General features: G+C 69.2%; 15 protein-coding genes. 3 read left to right on the top strand and 12 right to left on the bottom strand.

The genetic code is table 11. The features are described from left to right. Positions 1 to 18 precede the first annotated feature (18 nt). The 8 genes from AB0F41_RS23845 to AB0F41_RS23810 form a co-directional block, all read right to left on the bottom strand. On the bottom strand, positions 19 to 780 hold the full coding sequence (locus tag AB0F41_RS23845) for a DUF6875 domain-containing protein (RefSeq protein WP_357427323.1): 762 nt from the start codon (positions 778 to 780) through the stop codon (positions 19 to 21). After that, positions 777 to 4,814, bottom strand: coding sequence for an amino acid adenylation domain-containing protein (locus AB0F41_RS23840; protein ID WP_357427321.1), 4,038 nt, complete (start codon positions 4,812 to 4,814; stop codon positions 777 to 779). The genes AB0F41_RS23845 and AB0F41_RS23840 overlap by 4 nt, the downstream gene beginning before the upstream one ends. Before the next feature lie 304 nt (positions 4,815 to 5,118). Next, positions 5,119 to 6,003, bottom strand: coding sequence for a CbiX/SirB N-terminal domain-containing protein (locus AB0F41_RS23835; RefSeq protein WP_357427319.1), 885 nt, complete (start codon positions 6,001 to 6,003; stop codon positions 5,119 to 5,121). After that, entirely contained in the window at positions 6,000 to 7,220 is a 1,221-nt protein-coding gene (locus tag AB0F41_RS23830) for a uroporphyrinogen-III synthase (RefSeq protein WP_357427317.1), read from the bottom strand. Before AB0F41_RS23830 ends, AB0F41_RS23835 begins: the two co-directional genes overlap by 4 nt. Beyond that, positions 7,217 to 7,612 (bottom strand): nitrite reductase small subunit NirD, encoded by a 396-nt coding sequence (gene nirD, locus AB0F41_RS23825; RefSeq protein WP_357427315.1) that lies wholly within the window; start codon positions 7,610 to 7,612, stop codon positions 7,217 to 7,219. The genes AB0F41_RS23830 and nirD overlap by 4 nt, the downstream gene beginning before the upstream one ends. Positions 7,613 to 7,745: 133 nt before the next feature. Next, complete coding sequence (gene nirB / locus AB0F41_RS23820; RefSeq protein ID WP_357427313.1) at positions 7,746 to 10,292, bottom strand: nitrite reductase large subunit NirB; 2,547 nt, start codon at positions 10,290 to 10,292, stop codon at positions 7,746 to 7,748. 24 nt (positions 10,293 to 10,316) lie between these two features. Next, on the bottom strand, positions 10,317 to 11,825 hold the full coding sequence (locus AB0F41_RS23815) for a nitrate/nitrite transporter (RefSeq protein ID WP_357427311.1): 1,509 nt from the start codon (positions 11,823 to 11,825) through the stop codon (positions 10,317 to 10,319). A gap of 261 nt (positions 11,826 to 12,086) precedes the next feature. Continuing rightward, positions 12,087 to 13,241 (bottom strand): MFS transporter, encoded by a 1,155-nt coding sequence (locus AB0F41_RS23810; protein WP_357427357.1) that lies wholly within the window; start codon positions 13,239 to 13,241, stop codon positions 12,087 to 12,089. 170 nt (positions 13,242 to 13,411) lie between these two features. Between AB0F41_RS23810 and AB0F41_RS23805 the strand changes: the two genes are divergently transcribed. Both AB0F41_RS23805 and AB0F41_RS23800 read left to right on the top strand, forming a co-directional pair. Beyond that, on the top strand, positions 13,412 to 14,080 hold the full coding sequence (locus AB0F41_RS23805) for a FadR/GntR family transcriptional regulator (RefSeq protein WP_357427310.1): 669 nt from the start codon (positions 13,412 to 13,414) through the stop codon (positions 14,078 to 14,080). A gap of 204 nt (positions 14,081 to 14,284) precedes the next feature. Continuing rightward, positions 14,285 to 15,775: an MFS transporter gene (locus AB0F41_RS23800; RefSeq protein WP_357427309.1), complete on the top strand. Its 1,491-nt coding sequence runs from the start codon at positions 14,285 to 14,287 to the stop codon at positions 15,773 to 15,775. 180 nt (positions 15,776 to 15,955) lie between these two features. Here AB0F41_RS23800 and AB0F41_RS23795 read toward each other — a convergent pair whose 3' ends face one another. The 3 genes from AB0F41_RS23795 to AB0F41_RS23785 form a co-directional block, all read right to left on the bottom strand. Then, the gene (locus tag AB0F41_RS23795) at positions 15,956 to 16,810 is read right to left on the bottom strand and encodes a TIGR02569 family protein (RefSeq protein WP_357427307.1); all 855 of its coding nucleotides are present in this window, start codon (positions 16,808 to 16,810) and stop codon (positions 15,956 to 15,958) included. Between the two features lie 196 nt (positions 16,811 to 17,006). Beyond that, a complete protein-coding gene (moeZ, locus tag AB0F41_RS23790) occupies positions 17,007 to 18,188 on the bottom strand; it encodes an adenylyltransferase/sulfurtransferase MoeZ (RefSeq protein ID WP_357427305.1) in 1,182 nt (393 codons plus the stop codon). A 193-nt stretch (positions 18,189 to 18,381) separates the two neighbouring features. Next, positions 18,382 to 19,431, bottom strand: coding sequence for a DUF3152 domain-containing protein (locus AB0F41_RS23785; RefSeq protein ID WP_357427303.1), 1,050 nt, complete (start codon positions 19,429 to 19,431; stop codon positions 18,382 to 18,384). Between the two features lie 217 nt (positions 19,432 to 19,648). On the opposite strand from AB0F41_RS23785, the gene AB0F41_RS23780 reads away from it, so the two are divergent. Next, a complete protein-coding gene (locus tag AB0F41_RS23780) occupies positions 19,649 to 20,305 on the top strand; it encodes a TetR/AcrR family transcriptional regulator (protein ID WP_357427301.1) in 657 nt (218 codons plus the stop codon). 61 nt (positions 20,306 to 20,366) lie between these two features. On the opposite strand, the gene AB0F41_RS23775 is transcribed toward AB0F41_RS23780, so the two are convergent. After that, complete coding sequence (locus AB0F41_RS23775) at positions 20,367 to 20,594, bottom strand: DUF3107 domain-containing protein (RefSeq protein ID WP_357427299.1); 228 nt, start codon at positions 20,592 to 20,594, stop codon at positions 20,367 to 20,369. Positions 20,595 to 21,214 lie beyond the last annotated feature (620 nt).

The following is a 21,214-nucleotide window of genomic DNA, read 5'->3' as shown; positions in this document are numbered from 1 at the left end:
GGACCGGGCCCAGAGCATTCACGTGGCGTGTTCGTCCCGGTCGTGGACCCGCAGCGCCGTGATCCGGCCCGCCTCCTCTTCGGATACCCGCATCCGCTCGGCGATGGACCATCGCAGCGCGCGCGGCAGCTGCGGCGCCACCTTGCCGAAATAGGCATACAGCCATTCGGTATGCGCGACCAGGAACGGAAAATCGGTGGTCATCATCGGCCGGATCACCAGCATCGGCAGCGGTGCGTCCAGCGGATGGAAATCGATGTTCCACAACCCCGGAACCCGGCACCCCGGATAGAACTGGCCCAGCATCAGCCCGTCGCACACCACCTCGGTCTTGTGCAGCCGATGCGCATGATCCACCCGGCCGGTATCGGTGAGGCCCGGGAAGGCGGTCACCGTGGTCAACCAGCGTTCGTCTCTGCCGTCACGCAAGCGCTGGTAGAGGTCGCGGGCGTCGAGAATCGACGCCGACAGGTCGTCGACCGTGAGGTCGTCGCCGCCGGGCAGCACCGCCATCCACAGCGCGCGGCGCAGGGTGGCCTGCCGGACGAACGGGCATACCGGCCCGTCCCGGCCCAGATCCGGATGGGGCTCCGCGAGATAGCCGGTGATCCATCCGGTCAACATCGCGGCGTCCGGATGCGCGCGCGACCAGCGGTCCGGGTCCGCGTAGACGTCCTGCCAGACAACACCGGTACGCGGCCCGCAGAACTCGGGCGGCCCGGTCCGCGCCTCGGCCGCCTGCCGGGCGGCGGCGGAGGCGAGGGCACGGCGGCCGGTCATCGGCTGCCCGCCGGTTCCCCGAGACCGGCCAGATGCCGCGCCAGGACCGGGCCGATCCCGGCCACCACATCGACATTGGTCAGCTGCCCGTGCGCGGCGTCGACGGGATGTTCGATCAGCTCACCGGTGATATAGGGCCGCCAGAGTCCGCCGCCGACCAGCTCGGTCACCCCCCGGGTCGCCGAGAAGTACAGGAGATCGCCGTCGAAGACCCGGGGCCGGTAGCGGTGCGATATCTCGACCCCTCCCACATAGGCCCGGTGCAGCCGTTCGAGCTGACCGGCGGTCAGCCCGGTCCCCAGGTTGGCGCCGGCCGTGGCCAGCTCGGCGGCCGCCTCGGCGGCGGTGATCTCCGGTTCCTCGGCGGCGGTCGCCCCATCGTGTTCGTCACCCAGGAGATGGGTGAGCAGATCCCGCATCCGCGGCCGGGACGGCGGCGGGGAATCGGGCGGGAACACCACACTGTCCAGCATGACCAGCAGCGCGACCGCATGACCGCGATCCCGTAACCGCACCCCGGCGGCATGGGCGAGCTGCCCGCCCAGCGACCAGCCCAGCAGGTGGTACGGCCCCTCCGGCTGCACCCGGAGGATCGCGCGCACATAGTGTTCGGCGAGATCGTCGGCGGTGCCGGGTTCGGGTCCGGATGCGGTGAGCACAGGCGACTGCACCCCGTACACGCGCCGATCCTCGATATGGCGGGACAGGCCGGCGTAGCACCAGGCCAGCGGGACAGCGGAGTGGAAACAGAACAGCGGCGGCCGATCGCCACCGCGCCGCAACGGAAGCAGTACCTCCATCCCCTCGACGGATTCGGTGCCCGGCAGCCGCACCGTCCCGCTCCCGGCGCCGGATCCGGCCACCGGAATACCGTTCACGGCCGCTGCCGCATCCGCCGGCTCGTGCGCGGCGAGCCGTTCGGCGAGATCGGCCACGGTCGGCGCGGTGTAGAGCCAGCGCACCGTGACCGGGGCCCCGGTCCGCTCGGCGAGATCGGCCGACAGGGCCACTCCCAGGATCGAATTACCGCCCAGGGCGAAGAAATCGTCATCCAGGCCCACGGATTCGCGACCGAGAGCCGACCCGACCCGCCCGGCGACCAGCCGCTGCAGCTCGGTCTCCGGGGGCCGGTAGTCGCGCACCGGCACCGGTTCGGGCAAGGCGCCCCGATCGAGTTTCCCGCTGGGAGTCAACGGAATCCGGTCGATCGGCACCAGCACCGCGGGCACCAGGGCGGCGGGTAACGCCGCCCGCAGCCGCCGCAGGGTGGCCGCGGTATCCACAGGATGCCCGGGGGCGGCGACGATATAGCCGATCAGCCGGGCCGCAGGTCCAGGGCCGCCGGCGACGGTGACAGCCGCCTGCGCGATCTCCGGCCCGGCGGTAAGCGTGGATTCGATCTCGGCGGGCTCGATCCGCCGGCCGTGCAGCGAAAGCTGCCGGTCGGCCCGGCCCAGGTATTCGTAACCGGCGGGGTCCGGCCGCACCCGGTCGCCGGTGCGATACAGCCGCCGCCCGCCACCCGCGGGATCGGCGACGAACCGCGCGGCCGTCGCGGCGGGATCACCCAGATAGCCGAGCGCGACGCCGGGGCCACCGAGGTACAACTCCGCCTGCCCGCCCGCGGGCGCCTGCCGCAGCCTCCGGTCCAGGAGTCTCGCCCGCACCCCGGGCAACGCCGGGCCGATGAGCACCGGATCGCCGGGCGGGAGCGGATCACTCTGCATCGTCATCACGGTCGCCTCGGTGGGGCCGTACCCGTTGTACAGCCGGACCAGCGGCGCCCACCTGCGCACCAGCTCGGGCGGTGGCGTCTCGCCGCCGGTCACCACGACCCGCAGATCCGGCAGCTCGGCGGGGTCCAGGGTCGCCAGAATTCCCGGGGTACTGAGCAGATGAGTGATACCGGCGGTCCGGACGAGGGCGCCCAGCCCGGCACCCATCGGCGCATCGGGCGCGGCGACCACAAGTCGCGCCCCGGCGGCGAACGCGCCCAGCAATTCCAGGAGATGGGCGTCGAACGCCGGAGAATGCGCGTGCAGGACAACGGAATCGGCATCCAGGCCGTAGTGCTCGACAAGGTGGTCGGTGAGCCATCCCAAACCCCGGTGGCCCACCAGAACCCCCTTCGGTTTTCCCGTGGTGCCCGAGGTGTGGATCAGATACGCCGGGTGGTCCGGCCCGGGCCGGATACTCCCGGCCGAGGTGGTGGCGGGTGCCGGACGGTCGAGATCGAACCAGCGGATCGCCCCGGCGCGGGCCGCCGCTCGCCCGGCGTCCGGGACACCCGCATTCTCCTCCTCCGCACCGGCCGGGAGCACCGCCCGAATCGCCGAAATCGTCAGCCCGGCCCGCACCCGCGCACCGGCCAGCACCGTCGAGATGCGGTCCGGGGGATCATCGGGGTCGATCGGCACCAGGCAGCCGCCACAGGTGGCCACCGCCCATACGGCGAGCACCGATTCGACCGATCGCGGCACCACCACGGCGACCGCCGTGCCGGGCCGCACACCGGCATCGCGCAGGACACCGGCCCAGCGACGCGCCTGCTCGTCGAGTTCGCGATAGGTGAGCGAGCGGGTGCCGTCGCCGATCGCCACCGCGTCCGGGTGCGCCGGCCCGCCCCGCAGCAGATCGGACAGCGTCCGTACCTGGCCGGAACCGGCATCGGCAGTTCGATTTCGGGTTGGCCCGGTTCCGGAACCGGCCCGCTCCGGCAGGTCCGGCTCGGGAACGGGAGCATCGGCGGGGGCGGTGAGGAACGCGCCCAGATACGCGAGGAACCCGCGGTGGTACCAGGCCAGCGTCGTGGCGCTGTAGCGGGCGGGGTTGCCATGGAAATCGAGGGTGACGGTCCGCTCGTCCGGACCCATCTGATAGCCGTTGACCAGCAAATCCTCCACCGGTCCCGACGACAGCAGCTGGGCCGTACCGGTGAGCGGGCCCAGCCGCAGTGGTTCCACGAAACCGAGGACGTTGATCACCGGTCCGAACCCGCCGCGCACCACCCGCCCGGCGGCGCGGTCGCGCTGGATGTCCTCGTAGGGGTACCGCTGATGGCGGAGCGCGCCCAGCACCCGCCGGTGGACGTCGGCGATGGCCCCGCCGACCGTGCTCCGGCCGATCCCCGTCAGCCGCAGCGGCACCACATTCGCGACGGTACCGGCCGAGCGGCGCAACACAGCGGTGGTGCGGGCCGGTAGCGGCAGGGCCAGCACGGTGTCGTCGCTATCGGTGAGCCGGGACAGATAGCAGGCGAACGCGGCGACCACGAGTTCGCCGAAGGTGGCGCCGAGCCGGTCCCGGGCCGGGGCGATCGAATCCGCGACCTCGGGGTCCAGCGCCGCGGAGACCCGGTGCGGGCGGGGCCGGGGCGCCGCCGGATGACCCGCGAGGCCGACCGGATCGGCGAGCCCCGCGAGTGCCTCCTGCCAGAATTCCCGGTCCGCGCGCGAGCGCGCCGAACGGCGATAATCGTTTTCGGCGGCCAGCAGCCCGGCCGTATCGAGCGCGCCCGCCTCCCCGGCGGTGGTCCCGGCCACCCCCGCCCGGTACAGCTCCCCGGTACGGCGCAGCAGCGCCACCGCGCCCGCGCCGTCGAGGACCATATGATGACTGCGCAGGTACAGCAGATGATGTTCAGCGGCGACCCGGAAGAGGATTCCGACCGTGAGTGCCGCGGTCAGCGGTTTCAGTGGCGCACCGTAATCGTCGGCCATGGCCTCCGATGCCGCGGCGACCGGGTCGGGGTGGCCGGTGAAATCGGCTACCCGCAACTCGAGCGGCGAGTCGGGCCGCTGCCGCGGCTGCCCGAGATCGGAGTACAACCGGATATTGGGTGATTCCAGTTCGCCCGCGGCGCGGTGGCCGCATTCGCGCATGAGGCCGATATCGAGTGGGCCGTGCAGATCGAGATACATGGCGACGGTGTTCGGGATTTCCGGATGCAACTGCTGGGCCACCCACCACCGCAGCTGCGCCGCCGAGAGTGGATGGTCCGGTTCCGTTTCGTGGTGCTTCACAACCTCGACCACGCTTCCTGCGTTCGGCCACGAGGTCCATCACAACGCGCGACACCGATCCACGCGCCGCCCGGAAACCATCCCGGCCCCTACGACTATCTGCGGATTGACCTGCGGGAAACGTTACGCTCGATCATCAAAGGAGTACATGCGACACAGCTCGGCGGTGCCCACCCGCAGACCCGGGATAGCGCCCGGCAACGGCGACTTCCGCCCGGCCAGGGGGTCACAGATCCGCCCTGGAGACATGGCCCGACACGACGAAATCGGGTGGAATTACCGAGCCGGCTCGCCCGGGAACCGCCGCCGAGCCCCGTCAGCGTGCCCCTTCGTGGGCGGCGCGGCGGGCGGCGGCCCGGTAGCGGTCGGCGATCAGGCGGACCACCGCCGGATGCACGCCGATCGGCTCGGCCACCCCGGTGGCACCGGCGGTGTGCAGGCGTTCGTGGAACAACCCGTGAGCCAGCAGGTAGGAGGCGACGAACACCCGCGTCTGCCCGGACGCCCGTAGTTCGGCCACCACTTCCGGCACGCGGGGAGCGCCGGTGGCGACATACGCCGTGCGGACGGGGGTGGCGAGCTGGGCCGTGAGCATGGCGGCGGCCCGGCCGACATCGGCCCGGGCCCGCGGATCCGACGACCCCGCGGCAGCGAAGACCACCGCGTCACCGGGCCGCCAACCGGCCGCACGCAGTCGAACCGCCATGATGCGGGCCAATGCGGGATCGGGTCCCATGGCCGGAGTGACGGTCACCGCGAGATGGCCGCTGTCGCGTACTTCCCGCGGGACATCCTGGTAGACGTGGTAGCCGGAGGCGAGGAAGGCCGGAACGACCACGGCCGGAACGGGATCCGCGGACAGATCGCGCAGCACCTCGGCGGGCGAGGGCCCCAGCACGTCCACGAACGCGGTCCGCACCACCGGCGCTGCGGGAGCCGGGCCGGCCGTCCCGAAACCGGCGAGCGGGTCCGGGGCGCACCCGCAGACCGCGAAACCGTGTGGCCCGTCCAGGATCGCGGCGCGCCGATCCCGGGGCTTGCCCGGGGAGATCTGCGCGCCGCACGGTCCGTCGGCATCGTGGCGGTGCCCCAGTTCCCGGCCGACCGCCTCGGCCAGCGCGGCGATCATCTCCACGCCCCGGCCGCTGCGGGTACCGTGCGCCACCAGCACCAGCGGAGGCGTCGGCGCGGCGGCGGTCATCCGGGCACCACCGTGCGCACATAGCGGGTGTTGCGGGAGGGAACCACGGGCAGCGGGCCGGTATCGGCGTTGTTGTCGATACATTCGGCCGGGTCCATCGCCAGCCGGTACCCGCGTTTCACGACGGTCTGGATCGCCTTCGGCGCCCCCAGGCCCGCACGCAGCCGGGCGATGGCGGTTTCCACCGCATGGGTGTCGTCGCCGCCACCGGGCAGGGCGGCCAGCAGATCCTCGCGGGAGACCACGCGACCCGGCTGGCGGGCCAGCGACCGCATCAACGCCATCGGGGCCGGAGCGAGCTGTTTCACCGTGCCGTCCACCACCACGCAGGCCCCGCGCACGCTGACGGTGTGCCCGGCGGCGTTGATCCGCCCGGCACGACGCGGCAGTTCCTCGGCTACATGGCGGGCCAGAGCGCCCAGCCGCGCGCGGCCGGGCATGGTGGTCGGTACGCCGAGCTCTTCGAGCGGCGCCGCGGTGATCGGCCCGACGCAGGCGGCCGGAACCCGGCTGCGCAGCGCGTGCAGCACCCCCTCGAGCACCCCGGTTTCCTTCGCCCGGATCAGCATCGAGGCGACCGCCGGGGCACTGGTGAACGTCACGCAGTCGATCGCGGAGGTGACAATGGCCTCGATCAGCTGATCCATCGGACCGCGATCGGCGGGCGGCTCCCACCGGTACACCGGAACCGGCACCACATCGGCACCGGCGCAGCGCAGCACCTCGCAGAAATCCGGGATCGGCTCCCATTCTGTGGTGGCGCCGTGCAGCTGCACCGCGATGCGCACACCCTCGACGCCTTCGGCGAGCAGATGGTCGAGGACCTCCGCCGAGGACTCCGACGCCGGCGACCATTCCTCACGCAGTTCGGCGGCCCGGATCGCACCCTTGGCCTTGGGTCCACGCGCGAGCATCCGGGTCCCGCCGAGAATGGCGCGCAGCTGCTCGGCCAGACCCCAGCCCTCCGCCGCCTCCATCCAGCCCCGGAAACCGATACCGGTGGTCGCCACGGTGATCTGCGGTGGGGCGGCGACCAGTTCCCGGGTCACCCGTTCCAGCTCGGTATCGTCGGCCAGCGGGATGATCCGGATGGCCGGCGCGGACACGATCGAGGCACCCCGCCGGGTGAGCAGGGTCGCGAACTCCTCGGCCCGCCGGGCCGCGGTGATGCCGACGGTGAAACCGGCCAGCGAAGTGTTCGTCTCGGCAACTGTCATGTCGGGAGGCCGTTCATTTGCACGGGTTCGTCGGAGATCGAGACCGTTCCGTCGGCCACGCGCACCGAATATACCGGCAGCGACTTCGTGGTGTCGTCCAGGCAGCGGCCGTCCAGCAGCGAGAACGGCTGCTTGAGCAGCGGCGACGCCACGACGGGTTCACCGCCGCGGTCGCCGACGATACCGCGCGACATCACCGCCGCCCGGCCGAAGGGGTCGATATTGCCGACCGCGTACAGCGTGCCCTCGGGCAGCAGGAACAGGGCGGCCTGGTGGCCGCCGGGCAACAACACCGCCACACCGCGGCCGGGAATCAGGTACTCGAGGGGGCATGCCCGGGTCCAGCCGGTGGTGGTGGCCGGGGCTGCTACCTGGGTGTCGATCACGGTCATTGTGCCTCCTTCGAAGGCGGTACATGCGGTCCGCGGAGGCCGCAGCGAAGGCGGCGGGATCGCAGCATCGGTGTTCTTCTCCACGCGCCGTCACCCATTGGTACCGGCGGCCTGTTTCCTGACGGTTACACGATCATTTCCCGCTGGTGGCGGGCTCGGCGGCGGCGGTTTCCGGCATCCCGGGCAATCCGAGCAGGACCGGGACCTTGCGTTCCCCGCTTTCGTCGAAGGCGATCGTCGGATCCGCCTCGGCAGGGGCATTGACGAAGGACACGAACCGCGACAGCTTCTCCTCGTCGTCGAGCACGGCGGCCCATTCGTCGCGGTAGCCCGCCACGTGGGCGACCATGGCGGCTTCCAGGTCGGAGGCGATACCGAGGCTGTCCTCGCACACCACCTCGCGCACGTAGTCGATGCCGAGGTCCTCCTGCCACGGCGCGGTGCGCTGCAGCCGGTCCGCGGTACGGACGTAGAACATCAGGTAGCGGTCGATATAGGAGATCAGCGTCTCGTCGTCGAGATCACCCGCGAGCAGCACCGCGTGTCTGGGAGTGAGACCGCCGTTACCGCCGACGTAGAGGTTCCAGCCGTTCTCGGTGGCGATCACGCCCACATCCTTGCCCCGCGCCTCGGCGCATTCGCGGGCGCAACCGGACACCGCCAGCTTCAGCTTGTGCGGCGACCGCAGCCCGCGGTAGCGCTTCTCCAGCAGGACCGCCATCCCGACCGAATCCTGCTGGCCGTACCGGCACCAGGTGGATCCGACGCAGCTCTTGACGGTGCGCAGCGATTTCCCGTAGGCGTGACCGGATTCCATACCGGCGTCCACGAGCTTCTTCCAGATCAGCGGCAACTGTTCGACGCGGGCGCCGAACAGGTCGATCCGCTGCCCACCGGTGATCTTGGTGTAGAGCCCGAACTCCTTGGCGACCTCGCCGATCACGATCAGCTGTTCCGGGGTGACCTCGCCGCCCGGCATCCGCGGCACCACCGAATAGGTGCCGTTCTTCTGCATATTCGCCAGGAAATGGTCGTTGGTGTCCTGCAGCGCGGCCTGCTCTCCCTCCAGGATGTGATCGCTGGAGGTGGAGGCCAGGATGGACGCCACGGTCGGTTTGCAGATATCGCAGCCGGTGCCCCTACCGTGCCGGGCGATGAGCTCGGAGAAGGTGCGGATACCGGTGGCCTGCACGATCTGGAACAGTTCGGCGCGCGACTGCTCGAAATGCTCACACAGCGCCTTCGACATTTCGACGCCGGACTGTTCGAGCACCTTCTTGATCATCGGCACGCAGCCGCCGCACGAGGTACCCGCCTTCGTGCAGGCCTTGATGGCCGGGATATCGCAGGCACCGTCGGCGATGGCGCCACAGATGGCGCCCTTGCTCACATCGTTGCAGGAGCAGATCTGCGCCTCATCGGGCAGCGCGTCGGCACCCAGCTCGGCACCGGCCGGGGAGATCAGCGCGGCGGGTTCGGCGGGCAGCGGCCGGCCGACCAGCGGGCGCAGCGCGGCGTACTGGGTGGCGTCGCCCACCAGGATGCCGCCGAGCAGGGTCTTCGCATCGTCGGAGATGACCAGTTTGGCGTAGGTGCCCGCGGCGGCGTCGTGCAGGACCACCGACAGCGCGCCCTCGGTTTTGCCGTGCGCGTCGCCGAAGCTCGCCACGTCGACCCCGAGCAACTTCAGCTTGGTCGACATATCGGCACCGGGGAATTCACCGGCGCCGCCCAGCAGCCGGTCCGCCACGATCTCGGCGGTGCTGTAGCCCGGCGCGACCAGGCCGTAGCAGACACCCTCGACCGCGGCGCATTCGCCGATCGCGTAGATGTTCGGATCGGAGGTGGCCAGACCCAGATCGGTGATGATGCCGCCGCGCGGGCCCACTTCGAGACCGGCGTCCCGGGCGATCTCATCCCGCGGCCGGACACCGGCGGAGAACACCAGCAGCGCGGCGTCGATCTCGCTGTCGTCGGACAGGGTGATCTTCAGCCGTTCGGCCGGACCGGCCGATTCGCTGCGCTCGATACCGGCGGTCCCCACCCCGGTGTGCACGGCCAGCCCCAGATCGGTGACCAGCTTCTCCAGGATCGCGCCGCCGCCCTCGTCGACCTGGGCCGGCATCAGCCGGTCGTTGTACTCCACGACATGCGGGGTGAGCCCGAGCAGGCGCAGCGCGTTGGCCGCCTCCAGCCCGAGCAGACCGCCGCCCACGACCACACCGTGCGCGCCCGGACCGGCCGCCTCGGCGGCGGCCTTGATGCCGTCCAGATCCTCGATGGTGCGGTAGACGAAGCATTCCGGGTGTTCGTGCCCCGGCACGGGCGGTACGAACGGATAGGACCCGGTCGCCAGGACCAGCGCGTCGTAGTCGAGCACCTCGCCGGAGGTGGTGATCACCTTCTGGGCGTCCTTGTCGATGGACTCGGCACGCTGGCCCAGCCGCAGATCCACGAGATCGTCACCGGCGTACTCGTTGCCCGGGAGCGCCAGCGCGGATGCCTCCCAGTTACCGATGTAGGACGAGAGCCCCACGCGGTCGTAGGCGGCCAGCTTCTCCTCGCCGAGCACGACGATCTGCCACCGGCCCGCCTCGTCCCGGGAGCGGAGCGCTTCGACGAACCGGTGCCCGACCATGCCGTGACCGGCGACGACGACTGTTTTGCGCTGTGCGTTCATGGTGTCCTCCGTGGAGATCCGGTGTCAGAGCGACCGGGCGGACCGGGATCCGATGGGCTGAGCTGCGGTGCGGGAGCCGGCTTCGGCCCCGCGGACCAGGGCTTCGGCTGCGGCGACGACCTCGTTGTCGGATACCGGGCGGCGGGGGCGGCGCAGGAACACCGTCCAGGTGACGAGGGCGCAGGCGACGTAGAACGCCGTGAACACCCAGAAGGCGGTGGTCGCGGACTGCGTCGAGGCGTACGACGACCGCAGCACCAGGTTGATCCCGACACCGCCCAGCGCGCCGATGGCGCCGACGAAGCCGATGAGCGCACCCGAGGTGTTCTGCGCCCACGCGGCGCGTTCGGCGGGGCTCGCGTCGAGACCGCGGGACTTGGCGTCGAATACCGACGGGATGATCTTGGTGACCGAGCCGTTGCCCAGGCCGGACAGCACGAACAGGGCCACGAACCCGGCGACCAGCACACCCAGCACCGGACCGGAGAAACCGTGCGCCGAACCGTCGGCGACGGTCGAGGCCACTGCCACCACCACCGCGGCCGCCATCATGGCCGCGAACGTGTAGACGGTGACCCGGCTGCCGCCGATCCGGTCGGCCAGTTTGCCACCGTAGGGGCGGGCCAGCGATCCCAGCAGCGGTCCGATGAAGGCGATCTGCGCGGCGTGCAGGGTGGCCTCGGCGGCGGTGTCGCCACCGGCGACGAAGCTGATCTGCAGGATCTGGCCGAACGCGAAGCTGTAGCCGATGAACGAGCCGAAGGTGCCGATGTAGAGGAACGAAACCGCCCAGGACTGCGGCACTTTCAGCGCGGTCAGCATGAAGGACAGATCGGCCTTCTGGTTCGGCAGATTGTCCATGAACAGGGCGGCGCCCAGCCCGGCCAGCACGATCAGCACCAGGTAGGCGGCACAGATCACGGTCGCGTACTCGTTGCCGAGGGTGGCGATGATCAGCAGGCCGAACAGCTGGATCACCGGAACGCCGATATTGCCGCCACCGGCGTTCATGCCCAGGGCCCAGCCCTTGAGCCGCTGCGGATAGAACGCGTTGATATTGGTCATCGACGACGCGAAGTTGCCGCCACCGAGCCCGGCGAACGCCGCCACGATCAGGAAGGTCGTATAGGACGTACCCGGCTGATTGACGAAATAGAGGGTGAGCAGTGCCGGTACCAGCAGCGCGGCGGCGCTGAACACCGTCCAGTTGCGGCCGCCGAACCGGGCCGTCGCGACCGTGTACGGGATGCGCAGGATCGCACCGACCAGGGTGGGCACCGCGACCAGGAAGAATTTGCCCGCCGCGTCGATCCCGTAGGTCTCGGTGGGCATGAACAGCACCATCACCGACCAGATGGACCAGATCGAGAATCCGATGTGCTCGGCGGCCACCGACCAGACCAGGTTGCGTGTGGCGATCTTCTTACCGCCGGCCTCCCAGGCCGCGGTGTCCTCGGCATCCCAGCGCTCCAGCTTCGGCCGCCCGAGGATCGCCCGGACGGGGTTCCGGCGACTTTCCGTCTGCGTGCTCAAATTGGGCCTCCCAACGTGGTTCGACCCCAACGTTAGGAAAGCGGTATTGCCGGAATGCTGCCCAAAATGACCGTCGAATCAACGGTTTCTCACGCGGTTCCGACCGCTCAGGTGAGAAGACCCCGGTTGTTAATTCGGTGTCACGTCAGCGTTTCCGTGCGTCACGAAGAGCCCAATTCCGCCGACGGGCGCGGTGAGGGCCTGCGGAAATGATGACCCGCGTCACTCCCGGCCGCAACTCGGGCGGAGCCGTGGGCCGGGTCAGCACACCGCGGGGTTGTCCTCGAGGATGCGCGGTTTGCACGCCTGCCAGGCGCCGATCAGCAGCACCACCACAGAGACGCACAGCAGCGCGAACGGCGCCGTCCAGCCATCGGTCGCGGTATGCAGCATTCCGAACGCCACGGGCCCGATACACGCCAGCGCGTACCCGACGCCCTGGGTGAAGCCCGACAGCGCCGCCGACCCGGCCGGGGTCCGGGTGCGCAGGTTGATCAGCGTGAGCGCCATCGGGAAGGTACTGGGCCCCAGACCGAGGATGACAACCCACAGCACCGGCACGCTCATCGGCGCCAGCCAGAGACCGGCGAACGCGACGAAGAAGCTCAGAGCGCAGCCCACGACCACCGGAAACGGGTTGGTCATCCGGGCGGCCACGGTCGGCGCGGACAGGGCCGCCACCAAACCCATGAGCGCGAACAGCGCGACCATGGAACCGCCGAACGCGGCGTCCGCACCGGCGTCGGACAGGATCGTCGGCAGCCAGGTGAACACCGAATAGGTGGTCAGCGAGGTCATCCCGAACATGGCGCCCATCCCCCAGGCCAGTGGGGAGCGCCACACTTTCGGTGCCGGGGCGGCCGACCCGGGGAGCCCGGTCGTATCGGCCAGGTCGCGACCGCGCCGGTCGCGCAGCACCCCGATCCACGGAACGGCCGCGGCGAAGCCCAGCAGCGCCCACACACCCAGCGAGACGCGCCAGCCGTGCGCTTCGGCCAGCGGCACGGCGACCAGTGCCGGGAGCACCGTGCCGATCTGCACCATCGTGATGTAGAGCGCGCTGACCGTGGCCAGCCGGTCCGGGAAATACCGTTTCACCAGCGGCGGGACCACGACGTTGCCGATACCCATACCGCCCAGGGCCAGCGCCGAGAACAGCAGCAGCTCCACCGTGCCCGAGACCAGCACGCGGATGAGCATGCCGGCGCCGGCCGCGACCATGGCGAGCAGCGCCGTGCGCTCCAGACCGAGCCGCCGCACCAGGGCCGGCGTGAGCAGGCCGGTGATCGAGAACATCAGGGTGGGAATCATCCCGAATACGCCGACGACGGCGGTGGAGTAACCGATTTCCGCGCCGATCTTCTCGGCGAGCGGAGTGAAGGCGGTGACCGCCACCCGCAGCGTGAGCGCGGACATCAGAATCGCCGCGAGTACCAGCAGCCGGCCTTCGATGAGCGCACGCCGACGGCCCGCGGCGGGCTGATCGGCCTTACGGGTCACCTCGGGCAGCGCTGCAGTCACCGAGAAATCATAGGATGACCTGAGGAGTGGGACAAGTGGATTGTGACGAGCGGTACGCTGTTGCGGTGCAAAGCGTTCGCCGCACCAGTCTCATCGCCCAGGTCACCGAGCAACTCAAAGAGGATATCCGCTCGGGACGCTGGCCGGTCGGGACGCGGATACCGACCGAACCCGAACTGGCCGAACTCACCGGTACCGGCCGCAACACGCTCCGCGAGGCGGTGCAGGCGCTGGTGCATGCCGGCATGCTCGAGCGCCGCCAGGGTTCGGGTACCTACGTCATCGCCACCTCCGAGGTGGGCGGCACCCTCACGAAGTATTTCGCCGAGGCCGCCGAACGCGACGTCCTCGAGTTACGGCACGGACTGGAGTCGACCGCCGCCGCCCTGGCCGCCCACCGGCGCGACCGGGCCGATGTCGCCACCCTGCACGAGTTGCTGGACGCCCGGAACCGCCTGTGGCGCACCGACCGCGCCGCGGCGATCGAGGCCGATGTGCAGTTGCATCGCGCGATCGTGGTCGCCAGCCACAACGCGGTGTATCTGGAGTTCTACGATTCGCTGCTCGGCAATATCGAATCCGGGATCCGCTCGCGCACCGATCGCATCGACAGCTGGTACTGCGCCGAGCACCGCGAACTGGTGCAGGCGATCACCGACGGCGACGCCGAACGCGCGGCCAAGACCACCCGATGTTTTCTGGACAGCCTGCTCGCCGAGTATCCCGAACCCTGACGGGTTCCATCCGCGTTACGGACCGATCACCCGGGTATTTTGCTCCCGTGAGCGGGAATTGCGCTCATCGTCATTGCGCGCTATTCCGCTGAAACACCCGGCTTCTAGCGTTTTCTCACGTCACACACCGCACTCGACCCGCCCGGCGAGGCAGCCGGACGACCCGGCTCCGGGGGCCGTCGAGCCATGACGAGAGGGACGCCGATGACCGCGATTGTCGACACCGGCCAACAGTCATCCGATACGACAGCATCATTCACCCATCGCCGGCGCGGGCGCTGGATCGACCGGTGGGAACCCGATAACGAACGGTTCTGGAATTCCGGCGCCGACCGCACCGCCCGCAAGAATCTGATCTTCTCCGTATTCGCGGAGAACCTCGGCTTCAGCATCTGGGTGCTGTGGGCCAGTGTCGTCACCAGTATGGGAGCGGCCGGTTTCGGCTTCCTCGAGGGGCTCGGCAAGGGCAATCCCACGGCGGTGAGCAACGCCCTGCTGCTCACCTCGATCCCCACCCTGGTCGGCGCGACCCTGCGTATCCCGTATACCTTCGCCATTCCACGTTTCGGCGGGCGGGCCTTCACCGCCTTCAGCGCGGCGATGCTGCTGATCCCGACGCTGGGCCTGATGTATTTCGTGAATCAGCCCGGAACGCCCATGTGGGTCTTCGTGATCCTGGCCGCGCTGTCCGGTTTCGGCGGCGGTAACTTCTCCTCGTCGATGGCCAATATCTCGTTCTTCTTCCCCGACGGGAAAAAGGGCGCGGCGCTCGGCATCAACGCCGCCGGCGGCAACCTCGGTGTGGCGCAGACCCAGTTGCTGCTGCCGCTGCTGATCGCCCTGGGCACCCATCTCACCGCGAAGGACCCCGCCGGTTACCGGTTCGGCATCACCCTGTCGGTGCTCATCTGGGTGCCGTTCATCCTCGCCGCCGCGTTCGGGGCACTGCGCTATATGGACAGCCTTTCCACCGCGAAATCCGACGGCCGCTCGTACTCACTGGCGCTGACCAACCGGCATACCTGGGTGATGGCCTTCCTCTACATCGGCACCTTCGGGTCCTTCATCGGGTTCTCGTTCGCCTTCCCGACGCTGATCAAGGCCAACTTCCCGGACCTGGCGAATATCGGCTGGATCAGCACCATCGGGAACCTCGCGTTCCTGGGCGCCTTCGTGGGCTCGTTCTCCCGGCCGTTCGGTGGCTGGCTGTCCGACCGGCTCGGCGGCGGCGCCAAGATCACCGTGCTGGTGTTCGGCGGGATGGCGGTGGCCGTGGCACTCATCATGGCGGCGCTGGAGATGAAGAGCTTCCCGCTGTATCTGCTCGCGTTCCTGCTGTTGTTCGTGCTCACCGGTATCGGCAACGGTTCCACCTACCGGATGATCCCGTCCATCTTCACCGCAGAAGCGAAGAAGTATGCCGCCGAGCGCGGCATCGAGCCGGCCGAATCGGCCGCGTCGGCGAAACGCCAGGCCGGTGCCGCGATCGGCGTCATCGGGGCGGTAGGCGCGTTCGGCGGATTCATCCTGCAGCAGGCGCTGCGGCTGTCCAACACCCATTTCGGCACCATGGCCCCGGCCTTCTGGGCCTATGCCGGCGCCTTCCTGGTGATGGGCGGGGTCACCTGGTGGTTCTACCGCCGGTCCTCGTTCGCGGTGACGCGGGTCCCGTCGCTGGCCTACGCCAACATCTGATCCACCGAAACATCCTCAGGGGGGGCATCAGCACTGCGCGCTATCGGAAACTGGTGTGGATCCCGGAAATCCGGCGGGCCGGTCGCAGACCGGCCCGCCGATCGCATGCCGGTACCGCGCCACCACCCTCGTCGACGCGCTGGTCACCACCGTCGCTGGCGGTGTACCGGCGAGCCCGGTTCAGAGCAGGAATCGCACCATATCCGCCGTACGTACCAGGCCCGGTAGCGCTTCCGGCGTCGACCGCGGATGCAGAACGTGCACCGCCAGCCGGAACATCACCGCGCGCAACAGCATCTGCGGCCACTCCGGCAGATCGGACCAGCGTTCGAGCAGCCCGTCATCGGCGCCGCCCCAGGACAGCGCGTCCACCACGACCACACCGGCCGCCCACGCCGGCGGACGCCAGTAGGGGGTGAGATCGGTGAGCGCGGGAGTCCGGGAACCCGCGAAAAGCACTGTGCCGAAAAGATCCCCGTGCACCAGCTGGGGCGGCGTCCGCACCGGCTTGCGCAGCGTGGCCAGTTGCCCGATCAATTCGAGACTGTGCCGGCCGTCGGGGGAATTCTCCATCACCGCGCCGGCGGCGCGCAGGGTGCGCAACGGCACCGCCTCCCAGGCCGCCCGGTCGGCGGCGACGAAAACGTCCACATCCAGCCACGGCGTCACCGGCGGCTGGGAGAGGAAGCGCGGCCGGTCCAGCTCCGCGGTCGCCTTGTGCAACCGCAGCGATATCGAAACCACCTCGTCGTGCCGGGGTTCGGGGGCGCCGGACATATGCGTATCGCAGCGCCACCCCGACACCACGTATCGCCCGTCGGTGGCACGCACCGGCTTCGCCAGCCGTAACCCGTCCACCCGCAGACTCTCCCGTATCTTGGCCGACCACGCCGCGCGGGCATGGTCGGCGACCGGGCTCAGCACCACATCACCGAGGCGCCAGCCGCCCTCCCAATCACCGAGGGCGACCGGGGTCATCTCGCGTAGCCCGAAAGTGGCCCGCACATGCTCGGGGGGTTCGACTGTGGTGGTCACGGGCCGTACCGTACCTGCGGACCCGGGCCCGGCCGGGGCGCCACACCGTGTCGTGGCAGGGCCGCGACACGCCCGTCCCGACAGCGCTACCGGGCTCGTGTGCAGCGCCGCACCGGACCTGCGGCGGTCGCGATCGCCGCAGGCCGGGGCAAACTCGGTGACCCCGTCGACCACCGGGGGTGATCCCGTTACGTAATCAGTAGACGGGCAGCGAGGGGTCCACCTGATGGGCCCACGCGATCACACCGCCCTGCAGATGGGTGGCGTCGGAGAAACCCGCCCGCTTGAGCGCCGCCAGCGCTTCGGCCGACCGGATCCCGGTCTTGCAGTGCAGCACGATCTTGCGATTCTGCGGCAACTCCGACAGCGCCTCGCCGGACAGGATCCGGTCCTTCGGGATCAGGGTGGCGCCCTCGATGTGCACGATGTCCCATTCCACGGGTTCGCGCACGTCGATCAGTTCCACATCACCCGCGTCCAGCAGATCCTTGAGTTCCCGCGCGGTGACGGTGGAGCCCGCGGCCGCGGCCTGGCCCTCTTCCGACACCACACCGCAGAACGCCTCGTAGTCGATCAGCTCGGTGATCGGCTGCCGCTCCGGATCGCGACGCAGTTTGATGGTCCGGTAGTTCATATCGAGTGCGTCGTACACCATCAGCCGGCCCAGCAGCGGGTCCCCGATACCGGTGATGAGCTTGATCGCCTCGGTCACCATCACCGAACCGATCGAAGCGCACAGCACCCCGAGCACACCGCCCTCCGCGCACGAGGGCACCATTCCCGGTGGCGGGGCCTCCGGGTACAGATCGCGGTAGTTGATCCCGCGACCGTCCGGCGCGTCCTCCCAGAACACCGAGACCTGGCCCTCGAACCGGTAGATCGAACCCCAGACATAGGGCTTACCGGCCAGCACCGCCGCATCGTTGACCAGATAGCGGGTCGCGAAGTTGTCGGTCCCGTCCACGATCAGGTCGTACTCACGGAACAGTTCCACGGCGTTATCGGGTTCCAGCCGGATCTTGTGCAGGCGCACATCGATACCGGAATTGATCTCCAGAATGGAATCCCGGGCGCTGTCGGCCTTCGGCCGGCCGATATCGGATTCACCGTGGATGACCTGACGCTGCAGGTTCGAGGCGTCGACCTCATCGAATTCGACGATGCCGAGGGTGCCCACCCCGGCGGCGGCCAGATACAGCAGCGCGGGGGAACCCAGCCCGCCGGCGCCGATGACGAGCACCTTCGCGTTCTTCAACCGCTTCTGCCCATCCATCCCGAGGTCCGGGATGATCAGGTGACGGCTGTAACGGGCGACCTCGTCCCTGGTCAGTTCGGCGGCAGGCTCCACAAGTGGGGGCAGGGACTGCGGTGTTGACACGTCTGTGCACTCCTCGTATCGATATGGCCGGTTGCGGTGGGCGCGGGTGCGGCCGCCGGGTCCTCCCCGACGCGGCATCCGCCCGGCCCTGGCCGACGCGGCGGCGATGCGCACCCGCACCGGCGTCGTTCCCGGTACAACGCCGATGCGGGAACCATTCTTCCCGGACTGATCTCCGGCCCGGCGGCCGGGCTCAGCCGCGTGGATAAGGCCACGGATTGAACCGGCAGGTCTTCCCGTCCATCGGCACCACACCGGACGGATCGAGGGCCGCGATCTCGTTGTTCGCGGTACCGAACGTCTGCTGCATCATCACCGGGGCCAGACCGCCGTTGTTCTCGCAGGGCTGATGCGCGTGATAGCCGATGGCGTGGCCCACTTCGTGATTGACCAGATACTGCCGGTAGGAACCGATATCGCCCTCGAAGGCCGGGGCACCCCGCACCCAGCGCGCCTCCGACAGCACCACCCGGGCCTCGTCGGAGTTGTAGCAGGACGAATCGATCGGAATATCGAAACCACAAGTCTGACGAGTGGTCGCCCGCGCGGTCAGCGAGACCCGGAAATCCGGTTCCCCGCGATCGATCCGCTGGAACGCGAACTTACGATCGTGTACCCAGCTCTTCGGGTTGGCCAGGGTCGAATCGACCATCCGGGCCACCGACTCGTCACCGCCGAACGCCCGGGTGTCGATCCCGTTCTCGATTTCGACGGTATAGGTGAAGGTGTACTGCTCCCCCGCTCCCGACCGCGGGGAACCGCCCGCGACGATCCGCCAGGAACCCTTCCCGGCCTCGGTGAACTTCCCGCCTTCGGGCAGAGCGCCCACCGGCAGATCCTCGGGGAACCTGCCGTCACCCGGCGGGGCGCCGATCACCCCGGCGCTGGCGGGCGGCGGTCCGAGTTCCCCCAGGCCCGGTTGGGCCGGATCCAGCGGCGATCGCGATCCGGATCGGACCGCGTCCACCGCCACCAACACCGTCAGTACGAGCAATACCGGCAGCACGTACGGCCGCCAGCCGTACCGCAAGAGAAAATGCCGGCGCCGCCGCCCACCCGCGGGGTCGCTCGCACCCGATGTCCCGGGATCCCAGGCCGCCCGCAACGGCGAACGCGGATCGTCCACCCGCGATACCGCGGCCTCCGGAACCGCCTCACGTGCGGCGATCACCAGGTCCGAATCGTGGGGACGGTGCGCGTCGCGCCCGCTGCCGGAGGCGGAGCTATCCGGTCTGTCGGTCACACATTCCAGAATCTCACAGCCCGCCGGAACCGGTAAAAACGGCGTCGACCCGGACCCCGGAGCCACCGGCCCACGAACAATTGAACCGCCGCCCACATCGGTCCGGACCGGAACCGGGTTCCCAGACCCGGGTCGGCAACCGCGCAAGATGCGAGTATGGTGCTCGAAAGACCCGGTACACACCCCTTTGCCGGGGAATCGACTGGGAGATCCGAATATGACCGACCTCGTGGACCGGATGACGCCCCGCTCCTCGTCCGGCACCGCCCCCAAACGTGGCACCCGGCTTCCACGTGACGAAAGACGCCAGCAGCTACTCGTGGCCGCCAGCGAGATATTCGTACTGCGCGGCTACCACGCCGCGGGCATGGACGAGATCTCTCAGTGCGCGGGCGTCAGCAAGCCGGTCCTCTACCAGCACTTCACCAGCAAACTCGAGCTGTATCTCGCGGTGCTGCAGAACTATGTCGACATGCTGGTGTCCAGCGTGCGCCAGGCATTGCGCTCCACCACCGACAACAAACAACGCGTCCGCGCCGCGGTCGCCGCCTACTACGACTTCGTCGACAACGAGATGCAGGGTTTCCGCCTCGTCTTCGAATCCGACCTCACCAACGAACCTCAGGTTCAGCGCCGGGTCGAACAGGCCACCGAAGCCTGCGTCGATGCCGTCTACGACCTCGTCGCCCACGACTCCGGCCTGGACCCCTACCGCGCCCGCATCCTCGCGGTCGGCCTGGTGGGCGCCAGCCAGTTCACCGCCCGGTACTGGCTCGAGGCCGACCGCCCCATCCCCAAGGACGACGCCGTCGACACCACGGTCGCCCTGGCCTGGGGCGGCCTGAAACACATCCCCCTGCACCCCACCGCCTGAACGACAGGAAGGCCCCCGCCGGATCCCGGCGGGGGCCTTCCTGTATCAGAATCTGTCTCTGTCAGACCGCGGCGAACCCCACCCGGCCACCGGTGACGGCACCGATCTCCACATAGGCGACCTTGCTCGCCTGGATCAGGTACTTGCGGCCCTTCTCATCGGCCAGAGCCAGGACACCACTCGAGTTCGCGAGCGCCTCGGACACCAGGGTCTCGACCTCGTCCGGGGTCTGCGAGCTGGAGATGACGAGTTCACGCGGGCTATCCGAAATACCGATCTTGACCTCCACGGCCAACCTCCGAACTTGTAAGTCCTGTGCTGTCGCCTAAAGGCTATATCTATTGGCCCCGCCTTCGGCGGGGCGGGGTTGCGGGCCCCTTGTGTCCCGTGTTTCAGCCCTCGAGACTCGCGCCTGCGGCGCGTCGCTTCGAGGGCTGAAACACGGGACGGCCCGCAACCCTTCAAGGGCCTCGCTGAACTCGGCGCTGTGGGGGGAGGCGGGTTCGTGAATCGGAACTGCGGATGGGTCGTGGGTGATCCGGGGATGGGTCGTGGGTGATCCGGTCAATTGGGAACCGCAACTGCGCCCGGTCGAAGTTTCGATGTACGCGGCCGACAATCCAGGTGTTGCGAACCGTTGAGCACTTACAAGATCGCGGAACCTACTCAGGCCGACGGGACTCGACGCGAGACCCATAAGGACAGCTCTCCCAGGGACACTGCGGTCGAGAACAGGCTGCCGGGACCATTGCATCCCATCCTGAATCAACCGATGGTTGCCGACCGGATGGTCGCACTCTCGCCGAAGGTCCACCCCTCGGTGCCGAGTTCAGCGAGGCCCACAAAGGGTTCGGCCCGCGTCTGCTGTCAGCCCTCGAAGCGCATGTGGCGAAGCCACGAGTCTCGAGG

This window comes from Nocardia sp. NPDC024068 (assembly GCF_040638875.1).
In the GTDB taxonomy this organism is placed as follows: Bacteria; Actinomycetota; Actinomycetes; order Mycobacteriales; family Mycobacteriaceae; genus Nocardia.
Note: the sequence above shows the minus strand (reverse complement) of the source record. Positions and strands in the feature narration are given on the sequence as shown.